Annotated in this window: 21 protein-coding genes and 2 tRNA genes; 11 read left to right on the top strand and 12 right to left on the bottom strand. The window is 69.6% G+C overall.

All coding sequences use genetic code 11. The features are described 5' to 3' along the window. The first annotated feature begins 4 nt into the window (after nucleotides 1–4). Both rsgA and OHA73_RS28190 read left to right on the top strand, forming a co-directional pair. On the top strand, nucleotides 5–1,015 hold the full coding sequence (gene rsgA / locus OHA73_RS28195) for a ribosome small subunit-dependent GTPase A (protein WP_266713897.1): 1,011 nt from the start codon (nucleotides 5–7) through the stop codon (nucleotides 1,013–1,015). A gap of 109 nt (nucleotides 1,016–1,124) precedes the next feature. Then, nucleotides 1,125–1,448, top strand: a complete 324-nt coding sequence (locus OHA73_RS28190) for a DMT family transporter (RefSeq protein ID WP_266713896.1) — start codon at nucleotides 1,125–1,127, stop codon at nucleotides 1,446–1,448. 58 nt (nucleotides 1,449–1,506) lie between these two features. Here the strand turns inward: OHA73_RS28190 and OHA73_RS28185 are convergent, their stop codons facing one another. After that, the gene (locus OHA73_RS28185) at nucleotides 1,507–2,088 is read right to left on the bottom strand and encodes a TetR/AcrR family transcriptional regulator (protein WP_266713894.1); all 582 of its coding nucleotides are present in this window, start codon (nucleotides 2,086–2,088) and stop codon (nucleotides 1,507–1,509) included. A 154-nt stretch (nucleotides 2,089–2,242) separates the two neighbouring features. Between OHA73_RS28185 and hisN the strand changes: the two genes are divergently transcribed. Further along, entirely contained in the window at nucleotides 2,243–3,043 is an 801-nt protein-coding gene (gene hisN / locus OHA73_RS28180) for a histidinol-phosphatase (protein ID WP_266713892.1), read from the top strand. A gap of 168 nt (nucleotides 3,044–3,211) precedes the next feature. After that, on the top strand, nucleotides 3,212–3,613 hold the full coding sequence (locus OHA73_RS28175) for a CBS domain-containing protein (RefSeq protein ID WP_327656438.1): 402 nt from the start codon (nucleotides 3,212–3,214) through the stop codon (nucleotides 3,611–3,613). A gap of 105 nt (nucleotides 3,614–3,718) precedes the next feature. On the opposite strand, the gene katG is transcribed toward OHA73_RS28175, so the two are convergent. Further along, a complete protein-coding gene (gene katG, locus OHA73_RS28170; protein WP_266713888.1) occupies nucleotides 3,719–5,935 on the bottom strand; it encodes a catalase/peroxidase HPI in 2,217 nt (738 codons plus the stop codon). Between the two features lie 137 nt (nucleotides 5,936–6,072). Between katG and OHA73_RS28165 the strand changes: the two genes are divergently transcribed. From OHA73_RS28165 to OHA73_RS28150, 4 genes are all read left to right on the top strand, one after another. Further along, complete coding sequence (locus OHA73_RS28165) at nucleotides 6,073–6,492, top strand: Fur family transcriptional regulator (RefSeq protein ID WP_266713886.1); 420 nt, start codon at nucleotides 6,073–6,075, stop codon at nucleotides 6,490–6,492. A gap of 189 nt (nucleotides 6,493–6,681) precedes the next feature. Next, complete coding sequence (locus OHA73_RS28160; protein ID WP_266713884.1) at nucleotides 6,682–7,440, top strand: ABC transporter ATP-binding protein; 759 nt, start codon at nucleotides 6,682–6,684, stop codon at nucleotides 7,438–7,440. A gap of 49 nt (nucleotides 7,441–7,489) precedes the next feature. Beyond that, entirely contained in the window at nucleotides 7,490–8,359 is an 870-nt protein-coding gene (locus tag OHA73_RS28155) for an ABC transporter permease (protein WP_327656437.1), read from the top strand. A gap of 43 nt (nucleotides 8,360–8,402) precedes the next feature. Then, complete coding sequence (locus OHA73_RS28150; RefSeq protein ID WP_327656436.1) at nucleotides 8,403–9,539, top strand: ABC transporter substrate-binding protein; 1,137 nt, start codon at nucleotides 8,403–8,405, stop codon at nucleotides 9,537–9,539. Nucleotides 9,540–9,587: 48 nt separating this feature from the next. Here OHA73_RS28150 and OHA73_RS28145 read toward each other — a convergent pair. The 4 genes from OHA73_RS28145 to OHA73_RS28130 form a co-directional block, all read right to left on the bottom strand. After that, a tRNA-Met gene (locus OHA73_RS28145) sits at nucleotides 9,588–9,661 on the bottom strand. Nucleotides 9,662–9,907: 246 nt separating this feature from the next. Next, complete coding sequence (locus OHA73_RS28140; RefSeq protein ID WP_327656435.1) at nucleotides 9,908–11,704, bottom strand: tetratricopeptide repeat protein; 1,797 nt, start codon at nucleotides 11,702–11,704, stop codon at nucleotides 9,908–9,910. A gap of 228 nt (nucleotides 11,705–11,932) precedes the next feature. Beyond that, nucleotides 11,933–12,006: transfer RNA gene (locus tag OHA73_RS28135), tRNA-Met, on the bottom strand. Between the two features lie 47 nt (nucleotides 12,007–12,053). Further along, the gene (locus OHA73_RS28130; protein ID WP_266718850.1) at nucleotides 12,054–14,963 is read right to left on the bottom strand and encodes a UPF0182 family membrane protein; all 2,910 of its coding nucleotides are present in this window, start codon (nucleotides 14,961–14,963) and stop codon (nucleotides 12,054–12,056) included. A 143-nt stretch (nucleotides 14,964–15,106) separates the two neighbouring features. Here OHA73_RS28130 and OHA73_RS28125 point away from each other — a divergent pair, with 143 nt between their 5' ends. Then, entirely contained in the window at nucleotides 15,107–15,649 is a 543-nt protein-coding gene (locus OHA73_RS28125; RefSeq protein WP_266713876.1) for a PPA1309 family protein, read from the top strand. An 80-nt stretch (nucleotides 15,650–15,729) separates the two neighbouring features. Here OHA73_RS28125 and OHA73_RS28120 read toward each other — a convergent pair whose 3' ends face one another. The 4 genes from OHA73_RS28120 to OHA73_RS28105 form a co-directional block, all read right to left on the bottom strand. Beyond that, nucleotides 15,730–16,818, bottom strand: coding sequence for a YlbL family protein (locus OHA73_RS28120; RefSeq protein WP_266713874.1), 1,089 nt, complete (start codon nucleotides 16,816–16,818; stop codon nucleotides 15,730–15,732). A gap of 51 nt (nucleotides 16,819–16,869) precedes the next feature. Then, on the bottom strand, nucleotides 16,870–17,034 hold the full coding sequence (locus OHA73_RS28115) for a hypothetical protein (protein ID WP_266713872.1): 165 nt from the start codon (nucleotides 17,032–17,034) through the stop codon (nucleotides 16,870–16,872). Between the two features lie 159 nt (nucleotides 17,035–17,193). Further along, nucleotides 17,194–17,658, bottom strand: a complete 465-nt coding sequence (locus tag OHA73_RS28110; protein ID WP_266713870.1) for a molybdenum cofactor biosynthesis protein MoaE — start codon at nucleotides 17,656–17,658, stop codon at nucleotides 17,194–17,196. 96 nt (nucleotides 17,659–17,754) lie between these two features. Further along, nucleotides 17,755–18,867, bottom strand: a complete 1,113-nt coding sequence (locus OHA73_RS28105) for an SDR family oxidoreductase (protein WP_266713868.1) — start codon at nucleotides 18,865–18,867, stop codon at nucleotides 17,755–17,757. A 192-nt stretch (nucleotides 18,868–19,059) separates the two neighbouring features. On the opposite strand from OHA73_RS28105, the gene OHA73_RS28100 reads away from it, so the two are divergent. Then, complete coding sequence (locus OHA73_RS28100; RefSeq protein ID WP_266713866.1) at nucleotides 19,060–20,532, top strand: zinc-dependent metalloprotease; 1,473 nt, start codon at nucleotides 19,060–19,062, stop codon at nucleotides 20,530–20,532. Next, nucleotides 20,529–21,053 carry an NUDIX hydrolase gene (locus OHA73_RS28095; RefSeq protein WP_327656434.1) on the top strand — a complete coding sequence of 175 codons (525 nt, stop codon included), beginning with the start codon at nucleotides 20,529–20,531 and terminating at the stop codon, nucleotides 21,051–21,053. Before OHA73_RS28100 ends, OHA73_RS28095 begins: the two co-directional genes overlap by 4 nt. A 54-nt stretch (nucleotides 21,054–21,107) precedes the next feature. Here OHA73_RS28095 and OHA73_RS28090 read toward each other — a convergent pair whose 3' ends face one another. Both OHA73_RS28090 and OHA73_RS28085 read right to left on the bottom strand, forming a co-directional pair. Continuing rightward, complete coding sequence (locus tag OHA73_RS28090; protein ID WP_266713862.1) at nucleotides 21,108–21,863, bottom strand: AIM24 family protein; 756 nt, start codon at nucleotides 21,861–21,863, stop codon at nucleotides 21,108–21,110. Nucleotides 21,864–21,881: 18 nt separating this feature from the next. After that, nucleotides 21,882–22,562 (bottom strand): AIM24 family protein, encoded by a 681-nt coding sequence (locus OHA73_RS28085; protein WP_266713860.1) that lies wholly within the window; start codon nucleotides 22,560–22,562, stop codon nucleotides 21,882–21,884. Nucleotides 22,563–22,564: the final 2 nt, after the last annotated feature.

Raw genomic sequence — 22,564 nt, 5'->3', positions numbered from 1 at the left:
CGCGATGCGCCGCTACGGCAAGCACACCGACGAGGACGACATCCGGCAGCGCCCGAACCGCAAGGGCAACCGGCCGCGGAGCAACATCCGACCCAAGCACGAGGACGCGGCCGAGGGCATGGTCCTCACGGTCGACCGCGGCCGGCTCACGGTCCTCATCGACGACGTCCCCGTGACCGCGATGAAGGCCCGCGAGCTGGGCCGCAAGGCGGCGGTCGTGGGCGACCGGGTCTCCGTCGTCGGCGATCTGTCCGGCAAGAAGGACACCCTCGCGCGCATCGTCCGCATCGGGGGCCGCAGCTCCCTGCTGCGCCGCACGGCGGACGACGACGACCCGTACGAGCGGGTGGTCGTCGCCAATGCCGACCAGCTCGCCATTGTCACCGCGCTCGCCGACCCCGAGCCGCGCCCGCGCATGATCGACCGCTGCCTGGTGGCGGCGTTCGACGGCGGCCTCACCCCGCTCCTCGTCCTGACGAAGTCGGACCTGGCGCCGCCGGACAAGATGCTCGAGCTGTACGGGGCGCTCGACATCCCGTACGTCGTCACCAGCCGTACCGAGCTGGAGGACGGCTCGGCCGTGGAGCGGGTGCGCGAGCAGCTCGACGGGAAGATCACGGCGTTCGTCGGCCACTCCGGCGTCGGAAAGACGACGCTGGTCAACGCCCTGGTGCCGGACGATCAGCGGCGTACGACGGGGCATGTCAACGCGGTGACCGGGCGCGGCAGGCACACGACGACGTCGGCGCTCGCGCTGCCGTTGTCGGGGGACGCGGGCTGGGTGATCGACACGCCCGGCGTGCGGTCGTTCGGACTGCACCACGTGGACCCGTCGCGCGTCATCAACGCCTTCCCCGACCTGGTGCCGGGCACGGAGAACTGCCCGCGCGCGTGCAGCCACGACGAACCCGACTGCGCCCTGGACGCCTACGTGGAGGAGGGGCACGCGGATCCGGCCCGGCTGTACTCGCTGCGCCGCCTCCTCGCGACACGGGAGCGCCGGGACGGCGACTGAACTCGCGCTTGTTTGCTGCCGCGCCACACAGGTAAGGGCATAATCGCACCAAGCCGGACGCAAGATCACAGACATTCAGAGATCAGTGGAACGCGGGAGGCACAAGGACATGGCGTGGCTGCTGGTCGTCGTCGCGGGGATCCTGGAGACCGGATTCGCCGTCTGCCTGAAGCTCTCCCACGGCTTCACCCGGCTGTGGCCGACGGTCGCGTTCGCCGCGTTCGCCCTAGGCAGCTTCGGACTCCTCACGCTCTCCCTGAAGAAGCTCGACGTGGGTCCTGCCTACGCGGTGTGGACGGGCATCGGCGCGGCCGGCACGGCGATCTACGGCATGGTCTTCCTCGGAGACATGGTCTCGGTCCTCAAGATCGTCTCCATCAGCCTGGTGATCGCGGGCGTGATCGGCCTGCAGCTGTCGGGCTCGGCGCACTGACGCGTCCGCTCTACCGGCCCACCGAGCGTCCGTTCCACCGGCTCCCTGAGCGTCCGCGCTACCGGCGCACGACCTCGCGCACCATCCGCGCGACCCCGCCCTCACCCGGCGGCGCCATCACGCACGACAGCGCGAGCCGCACCGCCACCTCGCAGTCCCGCGCCAGCGCCTCCACCTCGCTCTTCGCCACCCCCGGCACACCGAGCGCGGCCACACTCCGGTCCCGCACCGCGACCACGAAGTCGCCGGGCGCCGGCAGCGGCCCGTCCGCTCTGCGCTGGGCCGGCACGGACGAGGAGGACGGCACGGCGGACAGCGTCGGCGCGGGCAGGCGCTCGCTCCAGCACCCGGTGAGCGCGGCCCGCACCAGCGGATTGCGCCGCGCACTGGCGACGGTCCACTCGGCCACGCCGTCGAGCCCGCCCTCCTTCAACGCCCGGTCCACGCCCGCGAGATAGGCGTCTGCCTCTCGGCGCACGAGGGCGCGAGCGAGCCCTTCCTTGCTGCCGAACTCGTTGTAGAGGGTCTGCCGGGAGACCCCGGCGACCGCTGCCACGTCGACCATCCGCACCCCGCCCCACGGCCGTCGCCCGAGCGCCGTATAGGCCGCTTCCAGTAGGGATTCCCGCGCTGCAGGCATCGTCGCCTCCCCGGTTCGCCGGGTTTCGTCAGGCCTGTGTGGCCAGAGTTGACGCGCTCGTACGCGGTGTCAATCCCCCGCGTCGAGCGCACAGGGCCCGGCGTCGGATCGGTCCCTGTAGCAGTCGGCGTACCACGATCGATACTGTTCACTCATGCCCGACTACCAAGATGATCTGCGGCTCGCCCACGTCCTCGCGGACGTCGCCGATGCCGCGACGATGGACCGGTTCAAGGCTCTCGACCTGAAGGTGGAGACCAAACCGGACATGACTCCGGTGAGCGAGGCGGACAAGGCTGCCGAGGAGTTGATCCGCGGCAACCTTCAACGGGCACGGCCGCGTGACGCGATCCTGGGCGAGGAGTACGGGATCCAGGGCACGGGCCCGCGCCGCTGGGTCATCGACCCGATCGACGGGACCAAGAACTACGTGCGCGGCGTCCCGGTCTGGGCGACGCTGATCTCCCTGATGGAGGCCGGCGAGGGCGGCTACCAGCCGGTCGTCGGCGTCGTCTCCGCCCCCGCACTGCAGCGCCGTTGGTGGGCGGCGAAGGGAGCGGGCGCGTACACGGGCCGCAGCCTCACCTCCGCGTCGCGCATCCACGTCTCCAAGGTGGGCCGCCTGGAGGACGCCTCGTTCGCGTACTCCTCGCTGACCGGCTGGGAGGAGCAGGGCAGGCTCGACGGGTTCCTCGACCTGACGCGGGCCGTGTGGCGCACGCGCGGCTACGGGGACTTCTGGCCGTACATGATGGTCGCCGAGGGATCGATCGAGATGTGCGCCGAACCGGAGCTCTCCCTCTGGGACATGGCGGCACCGTCGATCGTCGTCTCCGAGGCGGGCGGCAGCTACACCGGGCTCGACGGACGCCCCGGCCCGCACAGTGGCAACGCGGCGGCCTCGAACGGCCTGCTCCACGACCAACTGCTGAGCTATCTGCGCGCTTCGGTGTGAGTGCGGGTTGAACTCCTCACGCCCCTGAACTCACCTCTCGCGCCCCCTTGTTGGCACTCCCTTTACCTGCAACTCTGAGAGTCCCCCCACTTGTGAACTTGTGAACCGGTTCTCGTTCCTTACGGGCCCGGTGCCACAAGTACCTCACACAGGAAGGTGGCTCCATCCATGCTCGTCCGTGACGCCATGAGCACGATGGTCCTCACCATCGGCCCCAACCACACCCTGCGCCAGGCCGCCCGGCTGATGTCCGCGCGGCACGTCGGCGCCGCCGTCGTCCTCGACCCGGACGGCATCGGCGTCGGCATCCTGACCGAGCGCGACGTCCTCAACGCCCTGGGCCAGAACCAGGATCCGGACCTGGAGACCGCAGGCACCCACACCACCACGGACGTCGTCTTCGCCGCCCCGTCGTGGACCGTGGAGGAGGCCGCCGCCGCCATGGCGCACGGCGGCTTCCGGCATCTCATCGTGCTCGACGGACAGGAGCCGGTCGGCATCGTCTCGGTCCGCGACATCATCCGCCGCTGGGCCCCGGCCCGGCGCCAGCCCGCCCCGCTCCCGGCTTAGGCACGGCGCCTGGGCACGACGTTCGGACACGACGCCGCTCGGACACGACAAAGAGGGCCGGTTCCCCCCGAAGGGAGCCGGCCCTCTTTGCTCAACGGTTCTCGATCAGCGCAGGTCGAACCGGTCCAGGTCCATGACCTTGCTCCACGCCGCGGCGAAGTCCTTCACGAACTTCTCCTTGGCGTCGTCGCTCGCGTAGACCTCGGCGAGCGCGCGCAGCTCGGAGTTGGAGCCGAAGACCAGGTCGGCGCGGGTGCCGGTCCACTTGACCGCGCCACCGACGCGGCCCTCGAACTCGTCCTGCGCCTCGGACGTGGACTTCCACTCCGTGCCGATGTCGGTCACGTTGACGAAGAAGTCGTTCGTCAGCGTGCCGGGGCGGTCGGTGAAGACGCCGTGCTTCGACTTGCCCGTGTTGGCGCCGAGGACACGCAGACCGCCGACGAGGACGGTCATCTCGGGCGCGCTCAGGGTGAGCAGGTTCGCCTTGTCGGTGAGCAGGAACTCCGCCGGGAGGCGGTTGGCCTTGCCCACGTAGTTGCGGAAGCCGTCGGCCTTCGGCTCCAGCGCGGAGAACGACTCGATGTCGGTCTTCTCCTGCGAGGCGTCGACACGGCCCGGCGTGAACGGCACCTCGACCTCGACGCCGCCGTCCTTGGCGGCCTGCTCGACGGCCGCGGAGCCCGCGAGCACGATCAGGTCGGCCAGGGAGACCTTCTTGCCGCCGCCGGCGTTGAAGGACTGCTGGATGCCCTCGAGCGTGCGCAGCACCTGCGCGAGGTTCTCCGGGTCGTTGACCTCCCAGCCGCGCTGCGGCTCGAGGCGGACGCGGGCACCGTTGGCGCCGCCGCGCTTGTCGCCGCCGCGGAAGGAGGAGGCCGAGGCCCAGGCCGCGGACACCAGCTGCGGGACCGTGAGGTCCGAGCCGAGGATCTGCTGCTTCAGCGTGGCGATGTCGGCGGCGTCGATGACCGCGCCCTCGCGCTCCGGCAGCGGGTCCTGCCACAGCAGCTCCTCGGAGGGAACCTCCGGGCCGAGGTAGCGGACGGCCGGACCCAGGTCACGGTGCGTCAGCTTGTACCAGGCGCGGGCGAAGGCGTCCGCGAACTCCTCGGGGTTCTCGTAGAAGCGCCGCGAGATCGGCTCGTAGATCGGGTCGAACCTCAGCGAGAGGTCGGTCGTCAGCATCGTCGGCAGACGCTTCTGCGAGGCGTCCTCGGGGTCCGGGATGGTCGCCTCGGCGTCCTTCGCCACCCACTGGTTGGCGCCGGCCGGGGACTGCGTGAGCTCCCACTCGTACCCGAAGAGGTTCTTGAAGAACTCGTTGGACCACTTGGTCGGGGTGGAGGTCCAGGTCACCTCGAGGCCGGAGGTGATGGAGTCACGGCCCTTGCCGGAGCCGTGCCCGGACTTCCAGCCGAGGCCCATCTGCTCCATCGGGGCGCCCTCGGGCTCGGCCTCGACGAGGTCCGCGTCACCCGCACCGTGGGTCTTGCCGAAGGTGTGGCCACCGGCGATGAGGGCGACGGTCTCCTCGTCGTTCATCGCCATGCGGCGGAACGTCTCGCGGATGTCGCGGGCCGCGGCGATCGGGTCCGGGTTCCCGTTGGGACCCTCGGGGTTGACGTAGATGAGGCCCATCTGGACGGCGCCGAGCGGGTCCTCGAGATCGCGGTCGCCGGTGTAGCGCTGGTCGTCCAGCCAGATCTGCTCAGGACCCCAGTAGACGTCCTCGTCGGGCTCCCACACGTCGGGGCGGCCGCCGGCGAAGCCGAAGGTCTTGAAGCCCATGGTCTCCAGGGCGACATTGCCGGTGAGGATCAAGAGGTCGGCCCAGGAGATGCTCTGGCCGTACTTCTTCTTCACCGGCCACAGCAGACGGCGGGCCTTGTCGAGGTTGCCGTTGTCCGGCCAGCTGTTGAGCGGCGCGAAGCGCTGCTGCCCGGCACCGGCGCCACCGCGGCCGTCGCTGATGCGGTAGGTACCGGCGGAGTGCCACGCCATGCGGATCATCAGCGGGCCGTAATTGCCGAAGTCGGCCGGCCACCAGTCCTGGGAAGTGGTGAGCACCTCGGCGATGTCCCGCTTCACGGCGGGCAGGTCGAGGGTCTTGAAAGCCTCGGCGTAGTCGAACTCCTCACCAAGAGGGTTCGCCACGGCCGGGTTCTTCGCAAGGATCTTCAGATTGAGCTGCTCCGGCCACCACTGACGGTTGCTGCCGCCCTGCGTCGGGTGCGCGGCCCGGCCGTGCGCGACCGGACAACCGCCCGCCTCCTCCGTCTTCGGGTCCGTGACCGGCGGTGCTTCTTGCTTCTCGGACATTGGGTGCCCTTCCCGAGTCGTCCTGTCGCTTGGCTATAGCCGAGCTTGATCCTACAATGGACAATGTCTAAGTCAAGGAAAGCTCCAAAGTCACATCCGTTCGGGGCCAAGGTCCCCTGACTGTTAGGCTGGTCCTTATGAGTGACCTGTTGGAACGGCTGCGCGGACGCGGCTGGCGGATGACCGCGCAGCGACGCGTCGTGGCCGAGGTCCTCGACGGGGACCACGTACACCTCACCGCTGACGAGGTGCATGCGCGCGCGACGGCGAGGCTGCCGGAGATCTCACGGGCCACCGTTTACAACACGCTGGGCGAGATGGTCTCGCTCGGAGAGGTGATCGAGGTCGCGACGGACAAGCGCGCCAAGCGCTACGACCCGAACGCGCACCGCCCGCACCAGCACCTGGTCTGCGACGTGTGCGGCCAGATCCGCGACGTGCACCCGACGGGCAATCCGCTGACGGCCCTGCCGTCCGACGAGCGCTTCGGCTTCACGATCTCGGACGTCGAGGTCACCTACCGGGGACTGTGCCCGAACTGCGCCGCGAAGGCGTAGCTCCTCACCCGGAACCCTCAACCCCGAAAGGCCCGCACCTCACGGTGCGGGCCTTTTGCCGTGCGACCACCGGCCACAGGCCACCGGTCCCCACTGTGCATGCGTCAACCACGCACCCCCTTCCGCAATCTGACGGGTCGTCATATTCTCGCGGTCGCCCACGAGAATCCGCCGCACCCCGGAGGGCCCATGCATCCCAAGCTCCAAGCCCGCGCACTCACCAGGACTTTCGGCACCACGCACGCCCTCGGACCGCTCGACCTGACGGTCACTCCCGGCGAGTTCGTCTGCGTGGTCGGCCCCTCGGGCTGCGGAAAGTCCACCCTGCTCCGGATCGCCGCGGGCCTCACCCGCCCCTCCGGCGGCACCCTGGAGATCCGTACGACGAGCCCTCGTCCGGCGGCCATGATCTTCCAGGACTACGGGATCTACGACTGGAAAACCGTCCTGGCCAACGTCCGCTTCGGCCTCGACATCCAGAAGACCCCGCGCAAGGAGGCGAACGCCCGCGCCCGCGACTGGCTCGCCCGGATGGGCCTCGCCGACTTCGCCGACGCCTACCCGTCCGCCCTCTCCGGCGGCATGCGCCAGCGCGTCGCGATCGCGCGGGCGCTGGCGGTGGAGCCGGAGATCCTCCTCATGGACGAGCCCTTCGCGGCCCTCGACGCCCAGCTCCGCACGATCCTCCAGGACGAGCTGCTGGCGCTCACGCAGACGACGCGGACCACCACGCTCTTCATCACGCACAGCCTGGAGGAGGCGATCGTCCTCGGCGACCGGGTCCTGGTGATGTCGGCCCGCCCCGGCCGCGTGATCGCCGAGCGCAGGCCGCCGTTCGAGCGCCCGCGCACCGGAGACATCCGCGACACCCCCGAATTCACCTCCCTGAAGGGCGAGTTGTGGGATCTGCTGCGCGGCGAGGTGCACCAGGAGGCGGTCCCGGCATGACCTCCCTCCCGTCACCCACCACCGCCCTTTCAACGAATGGGCTGCGCCCATGACCAACCTGATTCCGGCCAAGGCCACGGACGACGGCCTCCTGGTCCGCGCCCCGGGCCCCCAGGAGCTCCACCCCACCCGCGCCCGGCGCAAACGCCGCGCCCTCGAACTCTCCCTCGCGATCGCGGTCCCCGTGGTCCTGATCCTGCTCTGGCAGCTCGCGGCCTCGCAGTCCTGGATCGACGAGCGCATCTACCCGGCCCCGTCCACGATCCTCGCCGACGGCTGGCAGCGCGCGGCCGACGGCGAACTGTGGCCGGACGTCTGGGCCACCCTGAAGCGGGTCCTCGCCGGCTACGTCATCGGCACGGTGTCGGGCTACCTCCTCGGCCTCCTCATGGGGTCGATCTCCCTGGTCCGCGCGGCACTCGAACCCCTTCTCGACGCCCTCTACGTAGTGCCGAAGCTCGCCCTCCTGCCGATCTTCCTGAACATGTTCGGCCTGGGCGAGGGGCCGCAGATCGCGCTCGTCGCGGCGACGGTCTTCTTCTTCGTGTGGATCTCCACGATGGCGGCGGTCATCTCCGTCCCCACCGGCCACCGGGACGCCGGCCAGGTCTTCGGCGCGTCCCCCTGGCAGATGTTCCGGCACATCCTGCTGCCCGCCTCGCTCCCCGCCGTCCTGGTGGGCGCGCGCATCGCGGCGGGCGTCGCGGTCCTGGTCATCGTCGCCTCGGAGCAGATCGCCGCGAACGACGGCCTGGGCCATCTGATCTTCGACGCCCGCGCCCTCTTCCAGAACGACGTGATGTTCGTCGGCATCGTCTGCGTCGCCGCCCTCGGCGTCCTCTTCTCCGAACTGGTGCGCCTGGCAGGCCGTTTCCTCACGCCGTGGGCCCCACGCGACCGCGGCCGCAGCCAGTCCTGACTCTTCCTCTCTGCCCTTGCCTGCTCTTGTGTACGGAGGCTCCATGCGCACCAGATACGTAGGTACGACCCTGCTCGCGACCGGCGCCCTGCTGCTCGGCACGACGTCCTGCGCGAAGAACGACACCTCGTCCGACGCCGCGGCCAAGCCCCGCGCGATCAAGGCGGTCGCCGGCTGCGGCAAGGGCTCCTGGACGGATCCGGCGGACCGCTCCCCCGACCGGAAGCCGGCCCGCTGCGACAAGGGCGCCCCCGCCCCGGTGAAGCTCAGCAAGCCGCGCAAGCTGACGATCGCGACGGGCACGCTGAGCGCCGAGTATGTGGCCCCGCTCGAAATGGCCGTCAAGAAGGGCGAGTTCAAGAAGGAGGGCCTGGATGTGAAGCTGAAGGTCCTCCCCACGCCCGACGCCCTCCCCCTCCTCGCCAAGGGCGAGATCGACGCCCAGTGGGCCGCCCCGGAGGCGGCGGTCATGAACGGCATCCTCGGCGGCTTCGACATCAAGTGGGTGTCCGGCAACTTCTCCCCCGACCCCAAGTCCAAGAGCGGGCTGTGGGTGCGCCTCAAGAAGGGGCAGAGCGCGTCCCAGGTCCGGATGGCGGGCAAGAAGATGGGCACGCTGATCGGCAAGGGCTCGGTCGCCTCGTACCCGATGAACATCGCCCTGAAGAAGCACGACGGGGGCCTGAACAAGGTCCAGTTCCAGCAGCTCGGCTCGGCCGACGTGCTGACCGGGCTGCAGAACGGCGGGGTCGACTCGGCCTGGCTCCTCGACCCGATCTGGCGCAAGGTCGACGGCGACAAGCGCTACGCGTTCCTCGGCGGACAGCCTCAGGGCGAGCCGCTCGGCGGCCTCCTGTACGGGCCGAACCTCCTCAGCAAGGACCCGGACGCGGGCGTCGCGTTCCTGCGCGCGTACATCCGGACCGTGAACACGTACTTCCGGGACGACTACAAGAAGGACCCCGCCTTCGTGACCGAACTGGCCCGTCTCCTGAAGACGGACAAGAAGGTCCTGGAGGAGACGCCGTCCCTCCGGATGGACTGGGAGATCCGCTCCGGCACGACGGACCGGCTTCAGGCTGCGTACAAGGCGGCGGGCGTCTCCGAGGGCGATCCGCTGCCGGAGTCGAAGACGGTGAACAGGAAGCTGTACGAGGAGGCGGTCGGCCACAAGCCGTGAAAACGCCCGAGGCCCGGATCCAATTGGATCCGGGCCTCGGACTTTCAGTAGCGGGGACAGGATTTGAACCTGCGACCTCTGGGTTATGAGCCCAGCGAGCTACCGAGCTGCTCCACCCCGCGCCGTTGTGTTCACAACCTTACGGCATGCCCCCCGACCAGCGCAAACCACTCCCTGCGGGGGGCCTCAGCCTCACGGGGTACCCCCGCCGCCTTGGGCAATCTGCCGCCAAGGGCGGCAGGGTGGGCAAGGCGGCACCCCGGCGCGGGCAGCGCCTTCGATCGACCCCCACCCCGGCACAGCCGGATACCCCGGCACAGCCGGATACCCCGGTGCAGCCGGAACCCCCGGTACGGCCGAGCGCAGCGCTACGCCGACAACTCCTGCCGCAACGCATCCCGCAACCGCCCCGCCCGCTCCGCAACCTCCGCAGGGCCCAACTCGACCGCCCGGGACGCCCACTTCTGCCCCTCGGCGAGGTCACCCCGCCGCGCAGACAGCAGCGCGAGCCGCAGCGCCGCACGCCCGTGCCCCGCATCGGCCGCCCGCGTCCACCACAGCGCCGCCTCCGGCTCACTCCCCTCACGGGCGAGCAACAGCCCAAGGTTGAACGCCCCGTTGCGCGACCCGGCCTCCGCGGCCTCCCGGTACCACCGCGCCGCCTCCACCACATCGCCCCGCGCGGCGGCCAGCATCCCGACCCGCACCTGCGCCCGACGGTGCCCGTGCTCGGCAGCCCGCTCGTACCACTCCTCGCACTCGCTCTTCTCGGTGACGGGCTCCCCCAGCTCGTGCCGAACGGCGGGCGGCCGGCGCACATCGAGCAGCGAGGCCAGCCGATACGCGGCCTCTGCGCTGCCGCCCCCGGCCGCACACCGCAGGTGCCGCTCGGCGGCCTGTTCGTCGCCCTCACGCTGCCGCGCGATGCCGGCCTGCAGCGCCGCCTCGGTGTGCCCGCCGGCCGCGGCCCGCTCGTACCACTGCAGCGCGGCCGCCTCGTCGTCCCGACTCGCGTACAGGATCCCGAGGTTGAACGCCGCGTCGACGCTCCCGGCCTCCGCCGCCTTGGAGAACCAGGGCTCGGCGCCGACCGCGTCCCCGTTCTGCAGGAGCAGGACCGCCAGCGCGTTGGCCGCCTCGCGGTGACCCGCGTAGGCGGCGCGGCGGTACCAGCCCTCGGCCTGCGCGGTGCGCTGCTGCTCGGCGCAGAGCAGGCCGAGGTTGTACGCGCCGTTGTTGTCGCCCGCGTCCATGGCCGCGCGGTACCAGCGCTCGGCGGTCTGCGTCTCGCCGCGCTCGGCGTGCAGGGCGCCCAGCGCGTTCGCCGCGTTGCCGTCGCCGTCCTGGGCGGCACGCAGCCACCACACGGCGGCGCTCTCCTCGTCGCCCGCGTCGCGCAGCAGGAACGCGAGAGCGCACGCGGCGCGCGCCTCACCGTCCTTGGCGGACGTCAGATACCAGCGCCCGGCCTCTTTCAGCTCGCCGCGCTTCTCCAGGATCGAACCGAGGTGCAGCGCGGCCCGCCGGTGCCCGCGCGCGGAGGCCTGCCGGTACCACTGCTCGGCCTCCTCTGCCGGGTTCCTGCCGTCGCCGGAGACGAGCACATCGGCGCCGCCCTTCCGGTCGAGCGCGCGGGCGAGCCGGTACGCGGCCTCACGGTGCCCGCGCTCGGCGGCGACCCGCATCCAGCGCTCGGCGCCGACGTCGCTGCGGTGCTCCAGAAGATCGGCGAGCGCGTACGCGCCCAGCGTGTGGCCGTGCTCGGCGGCCTGGCGCAGCCAGTACTCGGCGGCGGGCTCGTCGCCACGCTCGCGGAAGTAACGGCCCAGGGCGTGCGCGGCGGGAGCGGAGCCCGCGACGGCGGCGACACGCCACCAGCCCGCGGCCTCTTCCGCGTAGCCGCGCGTGTGGAGCAGGACTCCGAGGTTGTTGGCCGCGGCCCGGTCACCGGCGCCGGTGGCAGCACGAAGAAGGGGCTCGGCTCCGTCGAGATCTCCGCGGCGCAGCAGCATGGCGCCGAGGACGCTCATCGCCTCGACGTCGCCGGCCTCCGCGGCCAGCCGCTGGCGTGCTTCTTCCGCAGCCTCGCCGGGTTCGTCCCGATCTGTCGACTGCACAAACCGCCCTGTCTCCAACAGAGTTGCCTTGTCCCCCATAACGTCCATCGTCGCACCACCTGCAACCTGGGTACACCTGGAATACCGCAGCCAGTGAGGTCACTTCAGCGTTTTGTCGACATGCCCACAGGGAGACAAGTGAAACACAGTTTGCTCAACTCCCCCCGAGGGGAGCATCGTTCGCACACGCTTCGCACATGCCAGGGGCTCATGACAGCAGGGGCCCCGACGCACCGAAGGCCCGGAAGCCTTAGCTTCCGAGCCTTCGATCATCAGTAGCGGGGACAGGATTTGAACCTGCGACCTCTGGGTTATGAGCCCAGCGAGCTACCGAGCTGCTCCACCCCGCGCCGTTGTGTTCAAACCGTACCACGGCGCGGAGGGGTCATTTGACCGGTCAGCCGCCGGCCGCCTCCTTGTTGTCCCCGTTGCCGCTGTTCTTGTCGTTCTTGTTGTCCCCTGCCGCCTTGTCGGCCTTGCTCTGCGCGTCCTCGGCGCGTTCCAAGGCGTCCTGCAGCCGGTCCTGGGCCTTGCCGTAGGCGGTCCAGTCGTTGTCCTTCAGGGCCTCCTGGCCGTCCTTGAAGGCCTCGTCGGCGTCCGCGAGCGCTTCCTTCACCGTCGAGTTCTCCGGCGTCTCGCTCGTGTCCCCGCCGGGCTTCTCCGGCTCGGCCGGCGTGTCCGCGTCCACATCGAAGGCCTCGTTGAGCGCCTCGGACAGCGAGTCCGCGAAACCGATCTTGTTGCCGTACGAGACCGCGACCTTGCGCATGAGTGGGTACTCGGCATTGCGGCCCTGGGCGTAGATCGGCTCTACGTAGAGGAAGCCCTTGTCGAGCGGCACCGTCAGCAGATTGCCGTACAGGACCGTCGAGTCGGCGCCCTTCATATCGCGCACCCAGTTGGCCACGGAGCCCGAGGAGTTGAGCGTGTTCTGTACCTGCTCGGGTCCTGCGACCTTGTCCTCGGTGACTCTGAGCAGCCTTATGGCGCCGTAGTCCTTACTGGTCGCGTCGGCATCGACCGCCATGAAGGCTCTCAGGTTGGGCCGACCGCTCGGCGTGAACGTCGTCGTCAGTGAGAACTGCTGGCTGGTCTGACCCGGCATCTTCATGGACAGGTAGTACGGCGGGACCGCGCTGTTGTCCTTCTTGGTCGGGTCGTTCGGCACCTGCCACGCGTCGGACGCGTTGTAGAACTGGTTCGAGTTCGTCACGTGGTAGAGGCTCAGCAGCTCACGCTGGACCTTGAACATGTCCTGCGGGTAGCGCAGGTGCTCCTTCAAGGAGGCCGGGATCGCGCTCTTGGGCTCGACCGTGCCGGGGAACGCCTTCTTCCAGGTCTTGAGGACCGGGTCCTTGTCGTCCCACGTGTAGAGCTTGACCTCGCCCGTGCCCGCGTCGACGGTCGCCTTCACCGAGTTGCGGATGTAGTTGACCTGGTTCTGCTGGGCCACCACGGCACGCTGACTGTCCGCCTCGTTGAGCGAGTCGGCGGTGCTGTCGCCCAGCGTCGTACGGGACGCGTAGGGATAGCCGTTCGACGTCGTGTAGGCGTCGATGACCCACTTGATCTTGCCGTTCACGACCGTCGGATACGGGTCCCCGTCGATCGTCAGCCACGGCGCGACGGCCTCGACGCGCTCCTTGGGAGTGCGGTTGTAGAGGATCCGCGAGCCCTCACCGATGGCCCCCGAGTAGAGGATCTGCGGCTCGCTGAAGGCGACGGCGTACGCGGCGCGGTTGAGCGGGTTCGCCAGATTGACGCCGCCCTTGCCCTTGTAACTGGTCGTCTTCTGCGTGCCGTCGTCCTGCTCGTAGTCCAGCTCCTTCTGCGGCCCACCGACGATCGAGTACTGCGAGGTCTTCTCGCCGTAGTAGATGCGCTGGTTGTAGTCGCCGAGGTCGCCGGTGGTCGGCAGGCCCGACTCGGTGAACTGCGGGGCGCCCTGGGACGTCGCCGTCCCCTTCGCCGTCACGGCCCCGTAGCCGTGCGTGTAGACGAAGTGGTCGTTGATCCAGTTGCGCTTGTCGAGCTTGCTCAGGTTCAGCTCGCGCAGGCCGACGACGGTGTCCTGGCCGTTGTAGCGGTCCACGTCCAGGGTCGTCGGGAACTGGTAGTACTTCCGCTGCTGCTCGAGCTGCTGGAAGGTCGGCGAGACGATGTTCGGGTCGTTGAGCCGGTAGCTGGCCGCCGAGTCGGACTCCGTCCGCTGCTTCGCGGCGTCGTCCGAACCCTTGCCCTTGTAGTCCACGGGCTTGGCGTTGTCGATGCCGTAGGCCTTACGGGTCGCCTCGATGTTCTTCTTGATGTACGGGGCTTCCTTGGACTGCTCGTTCGGCTGGACCTGGAACTTCTGGACGATGGCCGGGTACAGGCCGCCGATCAGGATCGCCGAGAGCACCATCAGGCCGAAGCCGATGACCGGCAGCTGCCAGGTGCGCCGCCACAGGGTCGCGAAGAAGAGAATCGCGCAGATGACGGCGATGCAGAACAGGATCGTCTTCGCCGGCAGATACGCGTTCGCGTCGACGTACCTGAGGCCCGTCCAGTTGTCCGTCGCCTTGAAATCGCTCTGCTTCACGGCGAGCCCGTACCGGTCGAGCCAGTACGCGACCGCCTTCAGGGCGACGAACACGCCCAGCAGGACGGAGAGGTGCCCCGTCGCCGCGGCCGTGGCCCGCGCGCCCGGGCTGGTGATCCGCAGGCCGCCGTACAGGTAGTGCGTCAGCGCAGCGGCGACCAGGCCGATGACGGCTGCCGCGAACCCGAAGCCGAGCAGGAAGCGGTACCAGGGCAGATCGAACGCGTAGAAGGACACGTCCATGTGGAACTGCGGGTCCTTCTGGTTGAACGGCACGCCGTTCACGAACATCAGCCATGTACGCCACTGGCTGGCGGCCGAGGCTCCCGCGATCAGACCCACAAGGGCGGTGATACCGACGAGCAGCCACCGCTTGAAGGGCGCGATGCCCATCCGGTAGCGATCGAGGCTCTGCTGCTCCATCGACATGGCGCTCAGCGGCGGACGCAACCGGTGCGCCAGCCAGACGTTCACGCCGACGGCGAGCGCCATCAGCAGTCCGAAGACGAAGAAGAGCCCGATCTTCGTCCACAGTTGAGTCGTAAAGACGGACGAGAACTTGACCGAGCGGTACCAGAGCCAATCGGTCCAGAATCCGGCGAACATGACGAAGGCCATGCCGAGCACGGCCAGGACGCCCAGCGTCAACAACAGTGTTCGGGCACGCCGGGAGGGTCGGCCGACTCTGATCCGCGGTCCCGTCGGGCCCCCGCCGCGGTCCGGCATCTGGAAAGCCAAGGTGTGCACCTCGAAGTTCGGTATTCGGTCGGTCGGTCGGGCCCCCGAGAACGCGGACCCATCACCTATGCAACTTACTCACGCTTTACTCAGTTCCCGGTTCGGGCGACGAACGAGGCAGGATTGTGACCATGTCCAACACTCCCATGGCAGCGAGCCCCCTCACCCGAGCCGTACTCGAGATCGATGAGTACGCCGCCGGGCTTGGCTGGGACCAGCCCGCTCGCCTCTTCGCCCTCGTCGACACCGCCGCGCTGCGCGCCCAGGAACCCGCTCTCGCCGCCCAGCTCGGGCTCGAGGGCGAGCAGGAGGCCCCTGGCCTCACCCCGATCGAGCAGGACGAGATCCCTGCCGGAAAGCCGCTGGACGAGTTCCTCGGCACCATCGCGTGGCCCGACGCCGTCGTGGGCTGCGCGCTGACGGTCGAGCGGCTCATGCTGCCGCCGTCCGCGGAGGCGTCCGTCCCGGAGGGCCTCAGCAACGCGAAGCTCACGAAGTGGGTGGCCGAGCACCCGGACCGCCAGGAGGTCCGTATGACGGTCGGCGTGCTGCGCGACGGCACCCGCGACTCGGCGCTGCGGCTGCGCGAGAAGGACGCGACGACGGAGGTCCTCACGGGCTCGAATCTCGTACCGGGGCTCGCGGAGGCCCTGTCGGTGACGTTCGCCGAGTGACCTTTTCTTCGTCTACGTAGAGGGGCGCCATCGGAAGTCTCCGGTGGCGCCCCTCTACGTAGTGCGGTGTTTGCGCCTGTTCAGCCCTTGGCCGTGCAGGTGGTCAGGTCCGCCGTGTTGCCGCTGCGGATGTCCTTCAGGGCGTCCATCGCGTCGTCGATGGTGTCCACCTTGACGAGCGTGAGGCCGTCCGGGGTGTCCTTCGCCGCGGTGGCGCAGTTGTCCTTCGGCGTCAGGAAGTACTGCGCGCCCTTGTCGCGCGCGCCGACGGTCTTCATGCCGATGCCGCCGATGGGGCCGACCTTGCCGTCGTCGTCGATGGTGCCGGTGCCGGCCACGAACTTGCCACCGGTCAGGTCGTCCGACGTGAGCTTGTCGACGATGCCGAGCGAGAACATCAGACCCGCACTCGGACCGCCCACGTCGGCGAGCTTGATGTCGATCTCGAACGGGAAGGTGTGGTCGGTCCCCGCCTGGATGCCGACGATCGCGCGGTCGTCCTCGGCCTTCTCCGTCTTGATCGTCACGTTCTTCGTGCGGGTCGCTTCCTTGCCGGCCTTTTCGGCTGCGGCCGCCTCCTTGACGGGCACGACCGTGAAGACGACGTTCTCGCCCGGCTTGTGCTTGGTGACGAGCTTGGCGACGTCGGTGGGCTTGGTGACCTTGGTGCCGTCGACGGACTTGATGACGTCACCGGCGTGCAGCCTGCCCTGGGCCGGGCTGTCCTTGACGACACTGGAGACGATCACCCAGGACTTCACGGGGATGCCCATCTCGTGCAGCGCCGCCACCTTGGCGCTCTCCTGGGACTGGCTGAACTCCTCGGCGTTCTGCTGCGAGGACTGCTGCTCGGTCTGGCCGTCCGGGTAGAGCGTCTCGTGCGGCACCACGATGCTGTCGTGCGCGAGCCACCCGTAGACGGCCGACACCAGGTTCATGTTGTAGTCGGCGCTGGTGACGCGGACCGTCGTCATGTTCAGGTGGCCGGAGGCGTCGTACGTCTTGTGTCCGGAGATCTGGATCACGGGTTCGCCGCCGTGGTCCGCGAGGGTGTTCACCGTCGGTCCCGGCGACATCTCCGCGTAGGGCACTTTGATGAGCACCCCCGCGCACAAGAGCGCGATCAGCATCAGGGTCGAGGCGAGCATCGTCGCAGTGCGGCGTGGCATGGAACGACAGTACGGGACGACCCTGTCGACGCACCTGTGGGGCCGGGCTCGTCAGGTCCCTTGGTGCGACTTCTCCATCGCCTCACGGAAACGCGCGTAACCACTGAGTTCGGTGACGTCACCGGTCTTGTGGCGCTGACGGCCGGCCCAGATGCCCCAGAATCCGGCAGCCACCGCAGCGACAACCGGGATGAGCAACCACAGGAGCGCTGCCATGCCGACCTCCCGACCCCATGAGCGACTGCCACTGACGTATCAGCAGATTAACCATCCGCTGTCCCAACGCTCGCCGCCGGGGGGCGGTTACGCAACCGGAACCCCCTTAAGCCCCACCGGAGTCGGCCAGACAGGGCCCAGGGAGTCTGAAGACGGGCCCTAGCAGGCGCCGACCCACTCCTCGGTGCCGTCCGAGAACGTCTGGTGCTTCCAGATCGGCACTTCGTGCTTCAGGTCGTCGATGAGCTTGCGGCAGGCCTCGAAGGCCTCGCCCCGGTGCGGGCAGGACACGGCGACGACGACCGCGAGATCGCCCACCGTCAGATCGCCGACTCGGTGAACGGCCGCCAGGGCGCGCACGGGGTACTCGGCGACGACCTTCTCCGCGACACGCCGCATCTCCGCCTCGGCGGTCGGGTGGCAGGAGTAGCCCAGCTTGTCCACGTCGGCCCCGCCGTCGTGATTGCGCACGGTCCCCACGAAGAGCGCGGTGCCGCCCGCCGCGTCGTCACCGACGGCCCGGAAGACCTCGTCGATGGAGAGCGGCGTCTCTCGGACGGCGAGCAATTGGATCGGGTCCTGTGCCCTCAGCTCGCCGGGGTGGTCGTGCTCAGTGGGTGCCATGCCCTCATCGTGCCGCACGCCGCCGACAACCGTGAATAGCGTTTTCGACCGGCACGCGCGCCTACCGGCTTGGAGCCTCCTACAGGTGCGCGAGCCTCAGATGCGCCGCCGCGCCTTCCGCACGCGCCGCACTACGGCCGCCGTGCCCAGGAGAGCGACGGTCGCGCCCGCGGCACCGGCCGCCGTCGCGTCCTTGCGGCCGAGGCGTCGGCCCGCGACGGTGCGCCGGCCCGCGACCTCCTCGAGCAGTTCCGCGAGGACCTCCTCGTTGGTCCACTGGGGTCGCCATCCGGAATCGTGGAGCCGGCTCCCGCTGACCACCCACGGGTACATCGTGTAGGCGAGGTCGCCCGCCGGGGAGGGCGTCAGGCCGATCCGGTGCAGCCGGGCCGCAGCGCCCAGGGCGACGGCGGAGGGCAGCTCCATGCGCCGGATGCCGCTGAGCTCCTCGACCTCCTCCTGCTCCAGCCAGCCGTCGCAGCCGACCGCGAGCTCTCCGTCGACCTTCTCCAGGGCCGCGTGCTCCAGGGCGCTGCACAGGTCGTCCACGTGGCAGAACTGCCAGGCGGGCCGCGAACCGGCCACTACAAGGAGGCGCGGCGACTCGAAGTACCGGGTGAGCGCCGTGTCCGTACCGCCGACGAGCACCGCCGGGCGCACCACCGTGACGTTCAGGCCGGGGTGCGCGCGGGGGGCGCGGCGGGCGAGTCGCTCGACCTCCAGGAGGTCGCCGACTCCGGTCGCCTCCGCGGTGGCGCGCAGTTCCGCGTCCTCGGCGAGCGGGAGCTCGTTGTCCTCAAGGGCTCCGTAGACCATCGTCGAGGTGCACAGGACGACGCGGTGCACGCCCGCGGCGGCCGCGGCGGTGAGCACCGTCTGGGTGCCCCGCACGTTGTAGGCGGTGCGGGCGGCGGGGTCGGACTCCAGGTCGAGGTCGAGGGCCAGGTGCACGACGACGTCGGCGCCGCGCAGCTTCTCGGCGATGGCCGGGTCCCGCACATCCAGGACGTGCCAGGTCGCGGACGTGCACTCGCCGCGCCGCTCGTCGATGGCGAGGACCTGCTTGATCTCGTCCGAAGCGGCGAGCCGCTCGGTGAGCAGGGCTCCGATGCCGGACGCGGCACCGGTGACCGCGACGACGGGGCCGCGGACGGCTGAACTGGATGCAGGGTTTCGCGCTGCGCGAACCTGCGGATCTGGGGAACTCACCGGGCGTCTCCAGCGGTTGTCTTCAGTACGTACGTGTATGACGCGTACGTACCAGGAGGCATCCATCCTGCCGCAGGCAATGAGTCGGCGAAGCACTGAGGCCCGATCCGGCCATGGTGTCTACGCTGGGTGTGTAGTCGGGCAGTCGCCGCCGGGCCCAGAAGCCGGCGGCCCAACCAGCCGAGGAATCCCGTGAGTGACACCCCATTCGGTTTCGGCCTTCCGCCGGAGGAGCCGGAAGACGGCGACGAGGGCAAGAAGAAGGACCAGCAGGGCGGTGGCGGTCAGGGACCGGCCGGCCCGTTCGGATTCGGGTTCCCGGGCCTGCCCGGCGCGGGCGGCCCGGGCGGCGAGGGCGGGGACAACCCGTTCGCGGCCATGTTCGGCTCGATGAATCCGAACGATCTGGGCGCCGCGTTCCAGCAGCTCGGCCAGATGCTCTCCTACGAGGGCGGGCCGGTGAACTGGGACATGGCCAAGGACATCGCCCGCCAGACCGTCTCGCAGGGCACGCAGGACGGCGTCAAGGACTCCAGCGTGGGCCCCGCCGAGCGCACCGCGGTCCAGGAGGCCGTGCGCCTGGCCGACCTGTGGCTGGACGACGCGACGTCGCTGCCTTCGGGCGCGCACTCGGCGGTGGCCTGGAGCCGCGCCGAGTGGGTCGAGGCGACCCTCCCGGTGTGGAAGGAGCTCGTCGACCCGGTCGCCGAGCGCGTCGGCATGGCCATGGGCGATGTGCTGCCCGAGGAGATGCAGGCCATGGCGGGCCCGCTGATCGGCATGATGCGCTCCATGGGCGGTGCCATGTTCGGCCAGCAGATCGGGCAGGCCATCGGCGTGCTCGCGGGCGAGGTCGTCGGGTCCACGGACATCGGCCTGCCCCTGGCCCCGGCCGGCAAGGCCGCGCTGCTGCCGCTGAACGTCGAGGCCTTCGGCAAGGACCTCGGGATCCCGCAGGAGGAGGTCCGCCTCTACCTGGCGCTGCGCGAGGCGGCCCACCAGCGGCTGTTCTCGCACGTGCCGTGGCTGCGCTCGCACCTGTTCGGTGCGGTCGAGGGATACGCGCGCGGGATCAAGGTCGACACCTCGAAGCTGGAGGACGTGGTCGGCCAGTTCGACCCGCAGAACCCCGAGCAGATCCAGGAAGCACTCCAGCAGGGCATGTTCCAGCCGGAGGACTCCCCGGAGCAGAAGGCCGCTCTGGCCCGCCTGGAGACGGCTCTCGCGCTCGTCGAGGGCTGGGTCGACGCGGTGGTCCACGCGGCCGCGAAGCCGCGCCTGTCGTCCGCCGACGCGCTGCGCGAGACGCTGCGCCGCCGCCGTGCGACCGGTGGCCCCGCGGAGCAGACGTTCGCGACGCTGATCGGCCTGGAGCTGCGTCCGCGGCGCCTGCGTGACGCCTCGCGCCTGTGGGCCTCGCTCACCGACGCGCGTGGTGTGGACGGGCGGGACGGCCTGTGGGCGCACCCGGACATGCTGCCGACGGCGTCCGACCTGGACGACCCGGACGGCTTCGTGCACCGCGACGAGCAGCTGGACTTCTCCGAGATCGACAAGATGCTCGGCGAGGCGGCGAGCGGCGGCTCCGTGGAGAAGCCGAACCTGAAGAAGGACGAGGACGACAAGGGCGAGGGCGACAAGAGCGAGGGCGACTCCGACAAGTGAGCCTGTACGACGACACGGTCCTCGTGCTCAAGAGCTACGAGGACCAGCCGGACCTGCGCCAGGCCTACCTGGACCATCTGTCGGAGCACGGCGCCGACGGCCTGTGGAAGCCCTGCACCGCGGGGCACATCACGGCGAGCGCCCTTGTCATCGACCCCGCGCGCGGGCGCGTACTGCTCACGCTCCACAAGAAGCTGCAGATGTGGCTTCAGATGGGTGGCCACTGCGAGCAGAGCGACCCGACTCTGCGGGCCGCGGCCCTGCGCGAGGCCACGGAGGAGTCGGGCATCCCCGGCCTCACTCTCCTGGAGGGCGGCCCGGTCCGTCTGGACCGGCACCCGATTCCGGGGCCGTGCACCCAGCACCTGGACGTGCAGTACGCGGCGCTCGCCCCGGCGGACGCCACGGAAGCCATCAGCGACGAGTCCCTGGACCTGCGCTGGTTCCCGTACTCCGAGGTCGCAGAGGTCGCCGACACCTCTGTCGTCCGTCTGGTGGAAGCCACCCGAGCACGGCTCTAGAAGGACATGCGTAAGGGGCGGTCACCATGGTGACCGCCCCTTACGCATACCTGCCTAGCTCCAGACGTTCCCCTGGTTCTGGCCACGGGCGCCCTGCTGCCCCATGCCGTACTGCGCGGCGAGGCCCCCGCCGGTCGCCGCGTGCTGCGGCGGCAGCAGCTCGCTGGGCTGGACGAGCGCGTAACCGCTGCCCATGAAGCTGAGCTCCCAGCCCTCGCCGGTGTTGCCCCGGCGCCGCCAGACGCCGGACGAATGCGTCTGCGCCTGCATCTGCACCCGGAGCCCGGTGGACCAGGCGACAATGGCGTCCGCGTCGGCATTGACGTACCGGTCGGGCGTGACCTGGAGCATCAGCGGCTGGCCGGACGTCATCAGCGCGACCTTGCCGTGCCCGGTGATGTTGAGCTGGTACTTGCCGGAGCCGGAGATCCCGAACTGGCTGTCCACGGCGACGACTTCGTGGTGCAGCGAGGAATCCATCGCCAGCACGTAGCTGCTGTCGACGGTCAGACCGTCCTGCTCGACATCCACTACGTGGATGTACTGGGCGAGGTTCGCCAGGTAGACGGTGCCCTGCCCGTGGCAGCGCATCAGGCTGAGGCCCTCGCCGGTGTGCGCGCGGGCGCGCTGCTGTCCGGACGTCTGGTACTCACCGTCGAACTCCATCAGCCCCTGGTAGGCGACCATTGCGCCCTTGCGGGCGAGGATGTCGTCGTGACCTTCCAGGGCGACCCGCAGCATCTGCGGGTTCTGCACCGTGTAGCGCTCCTGGGACTGCTGCTCGGTGTGCGCGAAAAGCGGACTCTGCATGGTGTTCTTCGCTCCCCCTCAGCCCCGGACTCGGAGGCGGTCGGTGCTGTCCTCACTGGGCTGTACGACGACGATGCCTTCCCCGGAGAAGCCCATCTGGTAGGCCTCGCCACTGCCGCGCCCGATGAGCGAGCCGGCCCTGAAGCTGCGCTTGCCCTTCACCTTCAGGCTCGGCGACCAGGCGATGAGCGCGTCGGGGTCCACGTAGGTCTCGTCCTCGCCGCGGCCGCAGTCGACCACGATGGGGGTGCCGCGCGAGGTCAGGGCGACGTGCCCCTGCCCGCTGACCGTGATGTTCCACAGGCCCTGCCCGGTGAACTTGGCGAGGCCCTTCACCCGCTCGACGCCCCACTGGAGGTGCGCGTCGAAGGCGAGGAGGTTGGTGCCGTTGACGGAGATCGACTCGCCACCGAGGTTGATGACGACGACGTCCGCGCCATAGTCGGCGAGGTAGAGCAGGCCGTCACCGGAGCACTTCATAAGAGGCGCGCCCTCACCGGTCATCCAGTCACGGGCGATCTGGCGGACGGCGGGCGGGTTGGGCTCGTACTGGACGAAGCCTTCGTAGGCGACCATCGAGCCCACGCGCGCGAAGAGGTCGTTTCCGGTCTGCATGGCGACCTTCAGCATGTTGCTGCCGTGGTTCTCCATGCGGGCGGCTACCGGGGTCGGGGCGAAGCCCGCGAGCGGCTGGTTCATGA

This window comes from Streptomyces sp. NBC_00483 (assembly GCF_036013745.1).
In the GTDB taxonomy this organism is placed as follows: Bacteria; Actinomycetota; Actinomycetes; order Streptomycetales; family Streptomycetaceae; genus Streptomyces.
Note: the sequence above shows the minus strand (reverse complement) of the source record. Positions and strands in the feature narration are given on the sequence as shown.

Excerpts from the sequence above, each read along its gene's own strand:
- OHA73_RS28160 (WP_266713884.1), top strand. The coding sequence starts at position 6,682 with ATGCATCCCAAGCTCCAAGCCCGCGCACTCACCAGGACTTTCGGCACC.
- OHA73_RS28155 (WP_327656437.1), top strand. The coding sequence starts at position 7,490 with ATGACCAACCTGATTCCGGCCAAGGCCACGGACGACGGCCTCCTGGTC.
- OHA73_RS28110 (WP_266713870.1), bottom strand. The coding sequence starts at position 17,658 with ATGGCACCCACTGAGCACGACCACCCCGGCGAGCTGAGGGCACAGGAC.
- OHA73_RS28165 (WP_266713886.1), top strand. The coding sequence starts at position 6,073 with ATGAGTGACCTGTTGGAACGGCTGCGCGGACGCGGCTGGCGGATGACC.
- OHA73_RS28125 (WP_266713876.1), top strand. The coding sequence starts at position 15,107 with ATGTCCAACACTCCCATGGCAGCGAGCCCCCTCACCCGAGCCGTACTC.
- OHA73_RS28090 (WP_266713862.1), bottom strand. The coding sequence starts at position 21,863 with ATGCAGAGTCCGCTTTTCGCGCACACCGAGCAGCAGTCCCAGGAGCGC.
- OHA73_RS28190 (WP_266713896.1), top strand. The coding sequence starts at position 1,125 with ATGGCGTGGCTGCTGGTCGTCGTCGCGGGGATCCTGGAGACCGGATTC.
- OHA73_RS28150 (WP_327656436.1), top strand. The coding sequence starts at position 8,403 with ATGCGCACCAGATACGTAGGTACGACCCTGCTCGCGACCGGCGCCCTG.
- hisN (WP_266713892.1), top strand. The coding sequence starts at position 2,243 with ATGCCCGACTACCAAGATGATCTGCGGCTCGCCCACGTCCTCGCGGAC.
- OHA73_RS28185 (WP_266713894.1), bottom strand. The coding sequence starts at position 2,088 with ATGCCTGCAGCGCGGGAATCCCTACTGGAAGCGGCCTATACGGCGCTC.
- OHA73_RS28085 (WP_266713860.1), bottom strand. The coding sequence starts at position 22,562 with ATGAACCAGCCGCTCGCGGGCTTCGCCCCGACCCCGGTAGCCGCCCGC.
- OHA73_RS28115 (WP_266713872.1), bottom strand. The coding sequence starts at position 17,034 with ATGGCAGCGCTCCTGTGGTTGCTCATCCCGGTTGTCGCTGCGGTGGCT.
- OHA73_RS28140 (WP_327656435.1), bottom strand. The coding sequence starts at position 11,704 with ATGGACGTTATGGGGGACAAGGCAACTCTGTTGGAGACAGGGCGGTTT.
- rsgA (WP_266713897.1), top strand. The coding sequence starts at position 5 with ATGCGCCGCTACGGCAAGCACACCGACGAGGACGACATCCGGCAGCGC.
- OHA73_RS28120 (WP_266713874.1), bottom strand. The coding sequence starts at position 16,818 with ATGCCACGCCGCACTGCGACGATGCTCGCCTCGACCCTGATGCTGATC.
- katG (WP_266713888.1), bottom strand. The coding sequence starts at position 5,935 with ATGTCCGAGAAGCAAGAAGCACCGCCGGTCACGGACCCGAAGACGGAG.
- OHA73_RS28175 (WP_327656438.1), top strand. The coding sequence starts at position 3,212 with ATGCTCGTCCGTGACGCCATGAGCACGATGGTCCTCACCATCGGCCCC.
- OHA73_RS28130 (WP_266718850.1), bottom strand. The coding sequence starts at position 14,963 with ATGCCGGACCGCGGCGGGGGCCCGACGGGACCGCGGATCAGAGTCGGC.